At 72.9% G+C, this 14554-nt stretch carries 13 protein-coding genes; 6 read left to right on the top strand and 7 right to left on the bottom strand.

Annotation, left to right across the window (positions count from 1 at the left end; translation table 11 throughout):
* Positions 1 to 88: 88 nt before the first annotated feature.
* Entirely contained in the window at positions 89 to 1663 is a 1575-nt protein-coding gene (locus HNR21_RS14155) for a carboxylesterase/lipase family protein (protein ID WP_220500155.1), read from the top strand.
* A gap of 73 nt (positions 1664 to 1736) precedes the next feature.
* On the opposite strand, the gene HNR21_RS35985 is transcribed toward HNR21_RS14155, so the two are convergent.
* Positions 1737 to 1850, bottom strand: coding sequence for an LPFR motif small protein (locus HNR21_RS35985; protein ID WP_281402045.1), 114 nt, complete (start codon positions 1848 to 1850; stop codon positions 1737 to 1739).
* Between the two features lie 82 nt (positions 1851 to 1932).
* A complete protein-coding gene (locus HNR21_RS14150) occupies positions 1933 to 2319 on the bottom strand; it encodes an SSI family serine proteinase inhibitor (RefSeq protein WP_182705586.1) in 387 nt (128 codons plus the stop codon).
* A gap of 587 nt (positions 2320 to 2906) precedes the next feature.
* Between HNR21_RS14150 and HNR21_RS14145 the strand changes: the two genes are divergently transcribed.
* Positions 2907 to 3530 carry a DUF3618 domain-containing protein gene (locus HNR21_RS14145; RefSeq protein ID WP_182705585.1) on the top strand — a complete coding sequence of 208 codons (624 nt, stop codon included), beginning with the start codon at positions 2907 to 2909 and terminating at the stop codon, positions 3528 to 3530.
* A 65-nt stretch (positions 3531 to 3595) separates the two neighbouring features.
* On the opposite strand, the gene HNR21_RS14140 is transcribed toward HNR21_RS14145, so the two are convergent.
* Both HNR21_RS14140 and HNR21_RS14135 read right to left on the bottom strand, forming a co-directional pair.
* A complete protein-coding gene (locus HNR21_RS14140; protein WP_220500154.1) occupies positions 3596 to 4849 on the bottom strand; it encodes an IS30 family transposase in 1254 nt (417 codons plus the stop codon).
* A gap of 62 nt (positions 4850 to 4911) precedes the next feature.
* Positions 4912 to 6087 (bottom strand): acyl-CoA dehydrogenase family protein, encoded by a 1176-nt coding sequence (locus HNR21_RS14135; RefSeq protein WP_182705584.1) that lies wholly within the window; start codon positions 6085 to 6087, stop codon positions 4912 to 4914.
* A gap of 252 nt (positions 6088 to 6339) precedes the next feature.
* Between HNR21_RS14135 and HNR21_RS14130 the strand changes: the two genes are divergently transcribed.
* Positions 6340 to 7473 carry a hypothetical protein gene (locus tag HNR21_RS14130; RefSeq protein ID WP_182705583.1) on the top strand — a complete coding sequence of 378 codons (1134 nt, stop codon included), beginning with the start codon at positions 6340 to 6342 and terminating at the stop codon, positions 7471 to 7473.
* Here HNR21_RS14130 and egtC read toward each other — a convergent pair.
* The 3 genes from egtC to HNR21_RS14115 form a co-directional block, all read right to left on the bottom strand.
* Positions 7461 to 8225: an ergothioneine biosynthesis protein EgtC gene (gene egtC, locus HNR21_RS14125; RefSeq protein ID WP_182705582.1), complete on the bottom strand. Its 765-nt coding sequence runs from the start codon at positions 8223 to 8225 to the stop codon at positions 7461 to 7463. The two genes, HNR21_RS14130 and egtC, sit on opposite strands and share 13 nt — an antisense overlap.
* Before the next feature lie 83 nt (positions 8226 to 8308).
* Positions 8309 to 10081 (bottom strand): N-acetylglutaminylglutamine amidotransferase, encoded by a 1773-nt coding sequence (locus HNR21_RS14120; protein ID WP_182705581.1) that lies wholly within the window; start codon positions 10079 to 10081, stop codon positions 8309 to 8311.
* A 68-nt stretch (positions 10082 to 10149) separates the two neighbouring features.
* Positions 10150 to 12651 (bottom strand): carboxylate--amine ligase/circularly permuted type 2 ATP-grasp protein, encoded by a 2502-nt coding sequence (locus HNR21_RS14115; protein WP_182705580.1) that lies wholly within the window; start codon positions 12649 to 12651, stop codon positions 10150 to 10152.
* A gap of 237 nt (positions 12652 to 12888) precedes the next feature.
* On the opposite strand from HNR21_RS14115, the gene HNR21_RS14110 reads away from it, so the two are divergent.
* The 3 genes from HNR21_RS14110 to HNR21_RS34680 all read left to right on the top strand — a co-directional run bounded on the left by HNR21_RS14110 (position 12889) and on the right by HNR21_RS34680 (position 14526).
* A complete protein-coding gene (locus HNR21_RS14110) occupies positions 12889 to 13122 on the top strand; it encodes a hypothetical protein (RefSeq protein WP_119731657.1) in 234 nt (77 codons plus the stop codon).
* Positions 13123 to 13229: 107 nt separating this feature from the next.
* The gene (locus tag HNR21_RS14105; protein ID WP_119727501.1) at positions 13230 to 13460 is read left to right on the top strand and encodes a hypothetical protein; all 231 of its coding nucleotides are present in this window, start codon (positions 13230 to 13232) and stop codon (positions 13458 to 13460) included.
* 100 nt (positions 13461 to 13560) lie between these two features.
* Positions 13561 to 14526, top strand: a complete 966-nt coding sequence (locus HNR21_RS34680; protein ID WP_220500153.1) for a glycoside hydrolase family 43 protein — start codon at positions 13561 to 13563, stop codon at positions 14524 to 14526.
* Positions 14527 to 14554 lie beyond the last annotated feature (28 nt).

Here is a 14554-nt window from a genome sequence, read left to right as displayed (position 1 = left end):
CGGCCCCTCGATCTTGTATGACGTTCTAGAAAGTGATTCTATTCACATCGCGGGGGAGGTCCGGGACTCCAGAGAACGGAGAGATGCCGTGAGATCGAGGACCGTCGCAGTACTCGTGGCCGCCCTGTCGCTCACCGGCCCGCTCGCGTCGGCCGAGGCCCGTGCTCCGGCCCCGGCCGAGCCGCCCGCGGTGGTGCGGACCGACAAGGGCGCCGTGCGCGGCGAGGTCCAGCAGGACCACCGCCGCTTCCAGGGCATCCCGTACGCCAAGCCCCCGGTCGGCGAGCTGCGCTGGAAGGCGCCGCAACCCGCCGACCCGTGGACCGGGGTCCGCGACGCCACCAAGCCCGGCGGCCAGTGCGCCCAGCTCGCCCCCGCCTACGGCGGCCAGACCACGTACGGGGAGGACTGCCTCTACCTGAACGTCACCACGCCCGGCCGCACCGGCAAGAAGAGGCTGCCGGTCATGGTGTGGGTCCACGGCGGCGGCAACACCACCGGCGCGAGCACCAACTACAACGCAGCCAAGCTCGCCGTGGACGGGCAGGTCGTGGTCGTCACCCTCAACTACCGTCTCGGCGCCCTCGGCTGGCTGGCGCATCCCGGGCTGGAGGGCGGCGACCGCGTCCAGGCCGGCAACTACGGGCTGCTCGACCAGCAGGCGGCGCTGCGCTGGGTGCGGCGCAACATCGCGGCGTTCGGCGGCGACCCGCGCAACGTGACGCTGTTCGGCGAGTCCGCCGGGTCGATCGACACCTGCGCCAACATCGCCTCCCCCACCGCCGCCGGGCTGTTCCACAAGGCGATCCCGCAGAGCGGGAGCTGTGCCGGGCCGTCGCGGACCGAGCAGGGCGCCGAGGCCGACGGGGCGCGGCTGGCGGCGGCCGTGGGCTGCGCCGGCCCGGCCGCCGAGGTCGCCGCGTGCCTGCGGGCCACCCCGGTCAAGACGCTGCTGGAGACGTTCGCCGCCCAGGGCATGACCGCCGGGCCGGTCGCGGGCGGCGACCACGTGCTGCCGCTGCCGCCGCGCGAGGCCATCGAACGCGGCAGGTTCAACCGGGTGCCGGTGATGCACGGCAACACCCTGGACGAGATGCGGCTGTACGTGGCGCTGTCGTACCCGCGGCCGATCACGGCCGAGCAGTACGAGCAGATCGTCCGGACCTCCTACGGGGCCGACGCCGACGAGGTCCTGAAGAGGTACCCGGCCGCGAACTACGACGAGCCCAGGCACGCGCTGGCCGCCATCCAGACCGACTTCGGCGGGGTGCTGTCGACCTGCCTGCACCAGACGGCGTTCCGGAACTTCCGCCGGGCCGGGGTGCCGGTGTACGCCTACCAGTTCGCCGACCGGGGCGCGCCGCCGCTGATCGACGTGCCCGGGTTCGACGAGGGCGCCGAGCACGCCACCGAGCTGACGTTCCTGTTCCCGGGCCTGCTCGGGGAGCTGGACGAGCCGCAGCGGCGGCTGTCGGACCAGATGGTCGCCTACTGGACCTCGTTCGCCCGCACCGGCCGCCCGAAGGCCGCCGACGCGCCGAAGTGGCCGCGCTACCGCGCCGCCGGTGACGTGCTGAGCCTGGCTCCGGGCGCGGACGGGATCCGCACCGTGAACACCGCCGAGGCGAGCAACTGCGCGTTCTGGGAATCGCTGGGACGATGAGCGCCGAATGAATTCCGGGCGGCCGGAAAACCCGGCCGCCCGGAATTCATGTCCGGATACGGGGCCGCCGCGCTCACCGGCGTGCGCGGGACGGGGACAGCAGCCGCGCGATCACCCGGAACGGCAGCGTCACGACATTGATCAGCGTGCTCAGGATCATGCGCACGGCGGCGCTGATGCGTCTCATTTCCCTTCTCCTTCGGGGTATCGGAGGGTTCTCCTCCGATACCCCGGATCGCGAAGGGCATTCCACCCGGTCCCGGCCGGGATCAGAAGTGGAACACGTTGCCGCCGGTGGCGACGTCGGCGCAGGCGTCGTTGGTGCACACCTTGCTGAAGTAGACGCTCCGGCCGTTCCAGGTGCCGGACGCATAGGCGGTCACCGGCTCGTACACGGCGACGCAGACGGCGTTGGCGGGCGGGATCCGGGTGATGTCGCCGTCCGCCTTGGCCAGGTCCGCGCAGGCGTCCGCGGCGTCCGGGTGGGTGCCGCCGACGGGGTCGCAGGACAGCGTGACGGTCTCCGTCACGCCGGTGTCGTGCCAGCGGATGCCGAGGGTCAGTCGCCCCGAGTCCGCCAGGGCGGCGGGGGCGGCGGTCACCGACAGCGCCGCCGCCACCATCGCCAGGGTGGTCGCCGATCTCAGCCCGCGCATGGAATCCTCCTCGAGTCGGGCGGAGCGGGGTGCACCACCGATGACAACACAGGATCACCGGATCGCCCCTGGCAGGATCCGGCCAATCCACCGGCGCCGGAAAGCGGATCATGCGATTTCTCCGACGATGCGCTGGTGGCGGCCGTGCATTGTCAGGGGAAAACAATTTTCTTCGCAGCCGCCCTTTCACCGTGTTCCACGCTTCTCGGTGAACGCGCGCAGGGCCTCGGCGGTGCCGGCGAAGTTCGTCGCCGGGCCGGGCCCGCAGGCCCGGCGCCGGCACTGAACGTGCCGCCCACTCCGGTGATCACGCCGCAGCGCAGCTCGGCGTCCACGTCCAGCAGGTCATGGCCGCCTGCATCTCCTCGGCGGAGGCCCGTCGAAGGTGTCGGACGTCCGGCGCGTCGTGCGGGCCGGGCTGCGCGCCGCGCCCACCGAGGCCGCCTCCGCCTGAGCGACGTTCGCGCCGGTCAGCGCACGTTCGCGCGGGACGACAGGGGACCGTCACGCCCGCGCCGGGTTTAGCGCCCCCTGACCGGGCACTGAACGGGCTTGTACCGAAGGGCACAGCGAAAGGCGCGAAACCTATGACGACCAGCGAATCGAGACCCGCCACCGAGCGGGGCACCCCGACCGGCACCGAGGAACTGGAGGCCGGGATCGAGCGCACCCGGGCCGACCTCGGCGACACCGTGGAGGCGCTGGCCGGCAAGGCGGACGTGAAGGGCCGCGCCAAGGACAAGGCCGGACAGCTCAAGGAGCAGGCGGCCGAGCGCCTGCGGGCGGCCCGCCACAAGGCCGCCCCGGCCGGTGAGAAGGCCCAGGCCAAGGGCCAGGAACTGGCCGAGCGGGCCAAGTCCCCCGAGACCCGGGCCAAGGCCGGCAAGGGCGGCGCCGCCGCGGTGGCCGGCACCGGCGCGGTGGCGACGGCGGTCTGGGTGATCCGGCGGCGGCGCGCCGCCCGCAACCTGTCCCGCGCGCAGCGGGCGATGCGGATGGCGCGCCAGGCCGGCCGCGCCACCTTCAGGGCCGGCGCCGCCACCGGTGCGGCGGCGGCCAAGGCCCGCAGCGCCGCCCCCTCCGTCCCCGCCCCGCGCGCGGGCGCGGGTGCGGGCGCGGCCGTCGCGACGGCCGTGCTGGTGATGACCGTGGTCCGGATCCGGCGCCGCCGGGCCGGGCGGACGGAGACCGGCACCGGCTTCCCGCAGTGAGCCGGATGCGCCGGAAGGCCCGCCGGGCGGTCGGCGGATTCAACGGGTCGTTGCAACACAGATGGTCAACTGGCGGTTGCCAGTAGCTTAGCGAGACGCTGGGCTGGGGTTTCCCAGCCCAGCGTTTTGCGTGGTCGGCTGTTGAGACGGGCGGCGATCGCGGCGAGGTGTTCGGGGGTGTGGACCGACAGGTCGGTGCCCTTGGGGAAGTACTGGCGGAGCAGCCCGTTGGTGTTCTCGTTGGAGCCTCGTTGCCAGGGCGAGTGCGGGTCGCAGAAGTAGACGGGCAGGTTGGTGGCGAGGCTGAACTGCTGGTGATCGGCCATCTCGGCGCCTTGGTCCCAGGTGAGGGACCGTCTCAGCTCGGCGGGCAGCGTGCGCATGGTGGTGGTGAGGGCGGCGGCGACGGTCTGGGCGTCCCGGCTGCCGGGCAGCGGGACGAGCAGGACGTAGCGGCTGGCGCGCTCGACCAGGGTGCCGATCTGGGACTGGTTGCCCGCCCCGATGATCAGGTCGCCTTCCCAGTGGCCGGGGACCGCACGGTCGTCGGCCTCGGCCGGCCGCTTTGAGATCATCACCATTGGGCCGGTGAAGCGAGGTTGGCGCTGGTCGGGACGCCGGTGGGGTTTGCGGACGGTCCGCCCCGTCCGCAACGCCCTGGTGAGTTCGCGGCGTAGTTCGCCGCGGCCCTGGACGTAGAGAGCCTGGTAGATCGTCTCGTGGGACACGTGCATCTCCGGGCGGTCGGGGTGGGCCAGCTTCAGCAGGTTGCTGATCTGCTCGGGGCTCCATTCCCGCTCAAGCCCGGCCCGCACCGCTTGCTTGAGCTCCGGGTTGGCCGCGATCTTCCCTTGTTTCGGGCGGGGCCTGCGGGCGTCGGCACGGGCCTGGGCGGCATGCGGCCGGTAGTCGCCGCTGCCGGGGTGACGGTTGCGTTTGATCTCCCGGCTGATCGTCGAGGCCGGTCGGCCCAGCTCAACGGCGATCTGCCGGATCGAGATCTTCTCCCGCCGCCGGTCGGCGATCACGATCCGCTCGTCCTCGCTCAAGTACCTGCCCGAACACGAAGGCGGCTCCACCGGCACGTTCGCCGGTGGAGCCGCCTTGTTCTTCCCGGACGCTCTGCGTCCGTTCCGCCAGCGCCTGCCGGTCTTCGGGTTCACCCCGACGATCCGGCACGCGGCCTCGTTGCCGTGGCCCTGCCGCATGAGCTCGAAGTATGCCGCCCGCTCAGCGGCCAGCTTCACCGGCCCCTGCGGCGACCGAACCCCACGGATCTCGAAGTCCAACACAACCCCCCAAGAACTGAGGTGTTGCATCGACCCCTAGAACCCAAGGTCCCGCCCGGCGGGCCTTCGCCGTCGCGAGGCCGCGCGGAAGGTCACACGAAGGCGCTCAGCCCGGTGATGGCCCGGCCCACGATCAGCGTGTTGATCTCGCGGGTGCCCTCGTAGGAGTACAGCGCCTCGGCGTCGGCCACGAACCGGCCGATGTCGTAGTCCAGCACGATCCCGTTCCCGGCCAGCAGTTCGCGCGCCCAGCCGACCACCTCCCGCATCCGGGTGGTGCAGTACGCCTTGGCCAGCGCCGAGTGCTCGTCCCGGTAGGTGCCCTCGTCCTGGAGCTGGGCCAGCCGCACCACCATGCCCAGGCAGGAGGTGGTGTTGCCGAGCATCCGCACCAGCAGGTCCTGCACGAGCTGGAACCGGCCGATCGGCCCGCCGAACTGCTCGCGCTCCTTGGCGTAGTCCAGCGCGATCTCGTAGGCGGCCAGCATCACCCCGACCGCCTGCCAGGCCACGCCGCTGCGGGTGCGGCGCAGGATCCCGGCGGTGTCCCGGAAGGAGCGGGCCTTCTGCAGCCGGTTGTCCTCCGGCACCCGGCAGCCGTCCAGCACGATGTCGGCGTTCTGCACCGAGCGCAGCGCCATCTTGTTCCGGATCTTGGTGGCGGTGAACCCGGGCGTGCCTCGTTCCACCACGAAGCCCTTGACGTGCCCGTCTTCCACGTCGCGCGCCCACACCACGACCAGGTCGGCGAACGTGGCGTTGCCGATCCAGCGTTTGGCGCCGTCCAGGAACCAGGTGTCGCCCACCCGCCGGGCGGTGGTCCGCAGCCCGCCCGCCACGTCGGACCCGCCCTGCGGCTCGGTGAGCGCGAACGCCCCGATCTGCTCCATCCGGCTCATCGGCGGCAGCCAGCGCTCCCGCTGCCCGGTCGAGCCGCAGGCGGCGATGCTGCCCATCGCCAGGCCGGTGTGCACGCCGAAGAAGGTCGCCATCGACGGGTCGGCCCGCGCCATCTCCATCGCCAGGAACCCGCTGAGCAGGCTGCTGGGCCGCAATCCCGGGACCTCGTCGTAGGCCAGGCCCGCGATCCCCAGGTCCGCGAACCCCTTGACGAGTTCCACCGGGAACTCCTCACGCCGCCAGAACTCGTTGGCGATCGGCACCACCTGCGAGCGCAGGAACTCCCGCACCCGCAGCAGGATGTCCCGCTCGTGGTGCGACAGCATGTCCTCGAAGCGGTAGATGTCCCCGGTCAGCACTTCCGGCATGGCGCTTCGCCTCCTCGGCCCGCGCCGTCCCTCGGCGCACGCGTCCTCGCCTGCGCTGTTTCCCGGAACGGCGGACCTATTCCGGCGGTGGGCGCACCGGCGGGCCCGCGCCGCGCGCGGTGGGGCTTTCACCAATCTCTCAGGGCGGGGACTGAAAAGTCGGCCAATGGCGGGGCGAATTCTTGTTCCCGTTCCGGGGCGCCCATATCGTCCGGGAACACCCGCTCCACCCCGGGATCGAGGAGGGACGTCATGAGATCCGTTCTCCTTGCCGCCGCGCTGGTCGCGGCCGGCGGCGTGGTCGCCGTCCTGCCCGCCGGGCCCGCCGAGGCCGCCTGCGGGGACCGCGCGTACCAGGCGGAGGCGGTCCGCAGCGGGAGCCTGTGGGTGGCGCGGAACGGGAGCCGGACCGTCTACACCGGCACCGACATGCGCGCGGCGGTGCAGGCCGCGATCGACAGCCTCCCGTCGGGCCGTACGGCCAAGCAGTGGGTGCGGGTCAGCGGCGACGGGTCCATCGGCGCGGGCTCGCGGATCTCACTGCGCAGCCACACCGGCATCGACTTCTGCGGCACGGTCAACGTGACCGGTTCCGGGTCCGGCGACAACGCCCCGGTCTACGCGCGCGGCGTCCGCGACATCGAGGTCGGCTATCTGAACGTCACCGGCACCCCCCGCTACGGGATCTTCATGCGGAACGTGGAGAACGTGGTGCTCGGCGACATCCAGATGCGGGTCTCCAGCGGCCTCGGCGTGCGGATCGACAACCACGGCGACCGCACCGTGCGTTCCCGCGACATCCGCATCGGCCAGGTGTACGTGGCCGGGACCAGCGACCACGGGGTGGAGACCTACGGGGTGGACGGCCTGACCATCGACCGGGTCACCGCCCGTGACACCGGCGGCTCGGGCCTGCTGCTCAACGACACGATCAACGCCACCGTCGGCCGGGTGGACGCGGACGGCGCGGGCACCGGCACCGGGTACGCCGCGCTGCGGTTCGCCAACCGCAACGGCCGGATCGGCTCCAGCTACCCGACGAACATCCGGGTCGGCAGCGTCAAGGCGCGCGGCGGCGGCCGGGGCGTGTTCTGCGTCTCCGAGAGCGGCGGCGCGGTGATCGACGAGATCGACATCGCCGGCACCGGCGGCAACGCCATCCTGCTGGAGAACTGCTACAACATGACGATCGCCCGGGTCTCCGGCACTGTCGCCGGCGGCGGCGAGATCCGCGTCGCCGCGCGCACCGAGTTCGCCCCGTCCCGCGACATCACCCTGCAGAACCTCACGGTGTCCGACACCGCGATCCGCTGGAGCCCCTGCACCGGCACCAACATCCGCCTGAGCAACGTCACGCGGATCAACGCCCCGCTCTACTGGTGCTGAACGGCCGTCTCCCCGGCCGGGCGCGGAACCCGGCGGACGGCGAGGGGACGGACCTCGACCGACGAGGCGTCGGCCACCAGCAGGCAGCGGTCGGGAACGGTCACCCAGCCGTCCTCGTCGTCGTGCGGCTCGCTGGCGACCAGCACCCCGTCCTGGTGACGCCGGTAGCACAGCGTCTCGGCCCAGGTGGTGGCGACCACGACGACGCCGTCCGTGGCCAGCATGTTGAGGCAGGCGTTCGCGTCGAGGGCGGCGATGTCGCCCAGCAGGTCCTCGACCGTCTCGGCGAGCGGGCGGCCGGCCTCCAGCCGCTGCCACAGCACCGCCGCCAGGAACGCCGAGTCGCACGTCGACTCCGGCGCCCGTCCCGGCTCCAGCAGAGGGGCGGTCAGGCCCACGTCGAGGTGCCCGTTCAGGCTCAGCAGGTGACGGCCGTCGGTGAACGGGGCGTTGGCGGCCTCCTCGATCGGCATGCCGGGGCTGGCGCCGCGCGCCGCGCCGACCACGCATCCGGCCGCGATGTCCGCCGCCATCAGCGGGAACGCCGAGTCCTCCCAGATCGGCACGGTGGTGCGGAACACCGCGGGCGCCCCGCCCGCCGGGTACCAGCCGGCCCCGAACCCGTCCCCGTTGACCAGCCCGGCCTGCTGCCAGCGCGGCGTACGGGCCTGCCGCGGCAGCCCGTACGCGGGCGCGAAGAACAGCTCGTGCAACGTCCGGGAGGAGCCCACCCAGGCGAAATGACGGCACATGGACGTGTGGTCTCCCCTCGCTCGCGGACGGCGTAGGGGCGATTGTCCAGGTCGCCCCACGCCGCCCACAAGACGCCGGAAGGTCACAGGTCATGTGTCTGCAGCCACAGTTCCAGCAGCGCGATCTGCCAGAGCTGGCTGGCGCCGAGGGTGGTGCGGTGGTCGCCGGGCGCGGCCAGCAGCCGTTCCACGTAGTCGGACCGGAACAGCCCGCGCGCCTTGGCCGCCGGGGCCGACAGCGCCTCGCGCACCATGTCCAGGTACGGGCCGGACAGATGCCGGATCGCCGGGACCGGGAAGTAGCCCTTGGTCCGGTCGATCACCTCGTCGGGGACCAGCCCGCGCGCCGCGTCCTTGAGCACGCCCTTGCCGCCGGAGGCCAGTTTCAGCTCCGGCGGGCACGCGGCGGCCAGCTCCACCAGGTCGTGGTCCAGGAACGGGGTGCGCGCCTCCAGCCCCCACGCCATGGTCATGTTGTCGACCCGCTTCACCGGGTCGTCCACCAGCATGACCGTGGTGTCCAGGCGCAGCGCCGCGTCCACGGCGGTCTCCGCGCCGGGCGCGGCGAAGTGCCCGCGGACGAAGTCGAGGCTGGCGTCGGCGTCCAGCAGGTAGGGCTCGTTCAGGATCCCGGCCAGGGCGTCGTGCCGCCGGTCGAAGAAGACCCCGGCGTACGCCTCCGCCGCCCGGTCGCGCGGCACGTCCGCCAGCGGCGGGTACCAGTCGTACCCGGCGAACACCTCGTCGGCGCCCTGCCCCGACTGCACCACCTTGACGTGCCGCGACACCTCCTGCGACAGCAGGTAGAACGCCACCGCGTCATGGCTGACCATCGGCTCGCTCATCGCCTCGACCGCCCCGGCCAGGGCGGGCAGCAGCCGCGAGTCGTCGACGGGGATCTTGTGGTGGTCGGTGCCGAACCGCCGCGCCACCAGGTCCGAGTAGCCGAACTCGTCGCCGGACTCCCCGCCCGCCGCGGCGAACCCGATGCTGAACGTCGTCAGGTCCCGCTGCCCGGCCTCGGCCAGCAGCGCCACGATGAAGCTGGAGTCCAGGCCGCCCGACAGCAGCACCCCCACCGGCACGTCGGCGACCATCCGCCGGTCCACCGCCGTGCGCAGCCCCTCCAGGACGGCGTGCCGCCACTCCTCGGGGGTCAGGTCGCGATGGCGGGTGAAGTCCGGCACCCAGTAGCGGTGGTCCTCGGTGGTGCCGTCCGGCCGTACCGTGCGGACGGTGGCGGGCGGCAGCTTCTCCACCCCGCGCAGGATGGTGCGCGGCGGCGGCACGACCGAGTGGAACGTCATGTAGTGGTGCAGCGCCACCAGGTCCAGGTCGGTGTCCACCCCTCCCCCGGCCACCAGCGCCGGGAGGCTGGAGGCGAACCGCAGCCGTGCGGCGTCGCGGGTCAGGTACAGCGGCTTGATGCCGAGCCGGTCGCGGCCCAGCACCAGCGTGCCGGTGTCGCGCTCCACGATGGCGAACGCGAACATCCCCTTGAACCGGTCGACGCAGTGGCGGCCCCACCGGTGGTACGCCTTCAGCAGCACCTCGGTGTCGGAGGCGGAGAAGAAGCGGTAGCCCTCGGCCCGCAACTCCCGCATCAGCTCCCGGTAGTTGTAGAGGCAGCCGTTGAACACCCCGGCCAGGCCCAGCTCGCCGTCCACCATCGGCTGGGCGGCCCGCTCCGACAGGTCGATGATCTTCAACCGGCGGTGGCCGAGGGCGACCGGGCCCTGCACCCACAGCCCCGCCCCGTCCGGGCCGCGCGCCTCCAGCGCGGCGGTCATCGCGGTCACCGCGGCGACGTCGGGCCGCGCGCCGTCCAGCCGCAGCTCTCCGCTCAGCCCGCACATGGGCGGCTCCACGGGGTGATGACGGACATGACGAGGATCAGTCCCTTCTCACATGCGTTCCACGTCGGTCAGGGCAGCAGCCAGGTGTCCTTGGACCCGCCTCCCTGGGAGGAGTTGACGATCCGGCTCCCGGCGGGCGCGACCCTGGTCAGCGCCAGCGGCAGCACCGCCGGCTCGGACCCCTGCACCACGAACGCCCGCAGGTCCACCGCGCGCGGCTCCAGCCGCCCGTCGACGAACGTGGGGTGCGTGGACAGGTCCACGGTCTCCTGGGCGATCCACCGTTCGGGTTCGGCCGTGATGCGTTCCCGGGCCTCGTCCAGCTCGTCGGCGGAGGCGTCGGGGCCGACCACCACGCCCATGCCGCCGTACCCGTCGACGGGCTTGACCACCAGCTCGGCCAGCCGGTCCAGCACCTCGGCGCGCTGCTCGGGGTCGCGGCACAGGTAGGTCGGCACGTTGTCCAGCAGCGGCGATTCCCCCAGGTAGTACTCGATGAGCCGGGGGACGTAGGCGTACAGGGCCTTGTCGTCGCCGACGCCGTTGCCGGGCGCGTTGGCCAGCGTGACCGCGCCCCGTTCCATCGCCTCCGTCAGGCCCGGCACGGCGTCGAACAGCTCGTCCTCGTCGATCCGCCGGTACAGCACCCGGACCGGCCTGCCGTCGTCGAGGTGCACGCCGTCCGCGTCGCAGACCAGCCGGTCCGGCGTGACCAGCGGGACCGCCAGCTCCTGCGCCAGCAGCCGGTGCTCGAAGTACGCCGAGTCCTGTGGCCCCGACGTCACCAGGGCGAGGGCGGGCGCGGCGCGGGTCAGGGCGGCGCGCAGCACGCTCACCGCGCGGGAGGCCGCCGCCGTGGGCAGGGTCGAGGTCAGCTCGGGCATGACGCGGGCGGCCAGCCAGCGGTTGGCCATGGCGTACCCGATGCCGGACGGCACCCTCAGGTTGTCCTCCAGCACCGACCAGCGGCCCGCCCCGTCCCGCACCAGGTCGATCCCGGCGACCGCGCACCGCACCGCCGAACGCGGCACCCGGCGGCCCTCGGGCAGCAGGCCGGGCGACTCGTCGGCGACCCAGGCGGGCAGCACCCCGTCCCGGATCACGGCGCGCTCGCCGTACACGTCGTGCAGGAACGCCTCCAGCGCCCGCACCCGCTGCCGCAGCCCGCGCTGCAACGGCCGCCAGTCCTCGGCGGCGATCACCCGGGGCACCAGGTCCACCGGGAACAGCTGATCGGCGTCCTCACCGGCGACCCGGAACGTCATGCCCAGGTTCCGCTGCACCCGCCGCCGCTCGCGGTCGCGTTCGGCCAGCCCCTCCGGTCCCAGCCGGTCCAGCGCGTTCATGATCGTCCCGTACGGGCTGCGGGCGGTGCCGTCGAACACCACCGCCTCGTCGGCGTCGGTGCGGTAGCCCGCCAGCATCCGGGTCACCGCGCGGCGGGCCGGGCCGGCGTCCGGCGTCCACTCGATGTTGGCCCGGGTCTCGGCCAGCAGCAGCTCCACCACCGCGTCCATCCCGCCCGCGGCGAACGCGGCGCGCTGCCGGGTCGCCGAGTCGCCGCGGGCCAGCGCCGCCTCGGCCAGCTCGCTCACCAGCTCCCAGTCCCCGGTCCCCTCCAGCTGCGGGCGCAGGCCCTCGACCAGCGCGCGGACCAGCTCGCCGGCCGGCTGCGGCTCGCCGGTCGCCGGGTCGACCAGCTCCCCGCCGAGCCCGGACCGGGCGGCCCGCCAGGTCGCGGCCCGCACCAGCGCCGGATGCCCGGGCCGGGGCGGCTCGCCGGCGTCGATGGCGGCCAGCTCGCGGATCACCAGCGCCCGGAACAGCCCGGCCAGCAGCACCACGTCCTCCACCCGCGGGCAGGCGTCGCACACCCGCAGCTCCACGGTGGGCAGGTGGGCCGAGGGCCGGATGTCGAAGTAGGCCATGCCCCGGTCGCTGATCACCCCGGAGCGGACCAGCTCGTCCAGCAGCCGGTCGTACTCGGCGGCGGAGGCCAGCCCGTCCACCGGCCCGGTGGTGGGCCAGCGCTGCCACAGCAGGGTCCGGTAGCTGGCGTAGCCGGTGTCGGAGCCGAGCCAGTACGGCGAGCTGACCGACAGCGCCAGCAGCGGCGGCACCCACCGCCCGAGCCGGTGCGCCACCGCCACGGCCGAGTCGCGGTCGCCCACGTCCACGTGCACCTGGGCCCCGCAGATGAGCTGCTCGCGGGCTAGGAGCTGGTACTCGTCGAGCATGTTCTCGTAGCGGGGGTCGGGCGTGACCTTGAGCGCGTCCAGGTCCACCACCGGGACCGTCCCGGCCGCCACGATGCCCATCCCCAGCGGCTCGGCCGCGGTCACCACGCCGCGCCGCAGCGCGGCCAGGTCCTCGGCCAGATCGTCCAGCCGGACGAACGGCCGGCTGTTGGTCTCCACGACCGACCGCTGCAGCTCGGCCACGAACCGGTCCGGCGGCAACTGCTCCAGCAGGCTGTCGGCGCGCGGCAGCAGCCGATGGGTCCGCAGGTCGACGGTGTGGAACTCCTCCTCGACCCCCACGGCCACGAGTCCGGGACGTTCGGCCGTCATGTGCGGTCACGCCCCGGATACGGCGCCGGTGTCCGTTGTGCGTTCAGTGGCGCTCCCACCCGAGTCCGACGATTGACGCCCGGCAGGATGCCCGGTAAAGGCCGGGTTATGCCGAGATCATGTTTCCCGCCCGGACGGCTCGTTGGCCCAGGCCGCCGGACCCGTGACGGCGGCCGCCCGGCGCGCGGGGCGGCGCGGGGATCCCGGCATCGCCGGGACGGCCGCATACTGGTGGAGATGAGTTCTTCGCGAGCCGCTCGGCGGCGCCACCTGCCCACCAGTCCCTTCAACAGCGAACCGGAGCCCGAGCCGCCCGCGGTCGAGCACTACGAGCTGCAGGATCGGGTCAGCCACGACAAGTACGGCCTCGGCCGGGTGATCGGGGTGGACGAGGGCGTGTCGGTCCTCGTCGACTTCGGATCCCAGAAGCTGCGCATCCCCGCGCCCTACGCCAAACTCGTCAAGCTCTGATCCGCCCCGGTCGACGGCCGCCGGGCAGGAGAGCGCTCCGGCGGCGTAGAATTGTGCCCGGGTGTCTCCCCTTTTCCAGTGGCGACAAGTATGCGACGGAGCCTGCGATGTCGTCTGTTCTCCTTGCGCTCATCGCACTCGCCCTGCCCGTTCTGGGCGCCGTCGTCCCGTCCCTGCTCGACGACCGGGGCACCGCGGACGGCCCGGAGCGGCTGGCGAGGCTGCGCACCCTCGTCGGCGACGGTGCCGCGGCCACCGGCGAGCCGCACAGCAACGTGCGCGTACTCCCGGCGCACACCGCGACGCTGACCGACACCGAGTACGACCGGGCCGCCTGAGCGGCCCGGTCCCCGGGACCGGTGATCGCACCGATGGCGGCGCGCCGGTTCCGTGCCACGGTCGACGCAGCAGTGTCCGCCTCCTGCGGGAAGGTGAGCCGTGGCCGGTCGTCGCGCCCTCGTGCCCTCCACCGTCGTCACCGCGCTCCTGGTCGTCGCCGCCCTGCTGGCCGGGGTGCCGTCGGCCGCCGCGGCGCCGGGGCGGCCGTACGCCAACCCGGTCAAGGCGCAGAAGGGCGCCGACCCGTGGATCGCCTACCACGACGGGCACTACTACCTGGTCACCACGTCGTGGACGTCCGAGCTGACGATGCGGAGGTCGCCGACCCTGGCGGGGCTGGCGACCGCCCCGAGCGTGCAGGTCTGGTCGGACGCCACGGCGTCCCGCTGCTGCAACATGTGGGCGCCGGAACTGCACTCGTTCGACGGGCGCTGGTACCTGTACTACTCGGCCGGTCCGGCGGGTGACGACTACGCGCGCAACCAGCGCACCCACGTGCTGGAGAGCGTCGGGTCCGACCCGATGGGGCCGTACGTCTACAAGAACAGGCTGTACGCGCCGGGCAACGACGTCGGGCTCATCGACGGCAGCGTCCTGCGGCTGAACGGGAACCTGTACTTCCTCGGCAGCGTGTGGGGCTCCACCCAGAACATCGTGATCGCCCCGATGAGCAGCCCCTACCGGATCAGCGGGGCGCTGTCGACGATCTCGACCCCCACCTACTCGTGGGAACGGCAGACCGCCGCCGTCAACGAGGGGCCCGAGCCGCTGCAGCGCGGCGGCCGGACGTTCATCGTCTACTCGGCGAGCGCCTGCTGGAGCCCCGACTACAAGCTGGGCCGCCTCACCTACACCGGGGGCGACCCGCTGCGGGCGTCCGCATGGTCCAAGCATCCGACGCCGGTGTTCCAGCGCGACGACGCCAACGGGGTGTACGGGCCGGGGCACAACGGGTTCTTCACCTCCCCGGACGGCGCCGAGAGCTGGATCGTCTACCACGCCAACGACCGGTCCACCGACGGCTGCGACAACGGGCGCACCACCCGGGCGCAGAGGTTCACCTGAACGCCGACGGAACCCCGAACTTCGGCAG

Origin of the sequence: Thermomonospora cellulosilytica (assembly GCF_014138835.1) — a bacterium.
Classification (GTDB): domain Bacteria; phylum Actinomycetota; class Actinomycetes; order Streptosporangiales; family Streptosporangiaceae; genus Thermomonospora; species Thermomonospora amylolytica.
The sequence above is the reverse complement of the archived record's forward strand: the minus strand, read 5'-3'. Positions and strand labels throughout refer to the sequence as shown.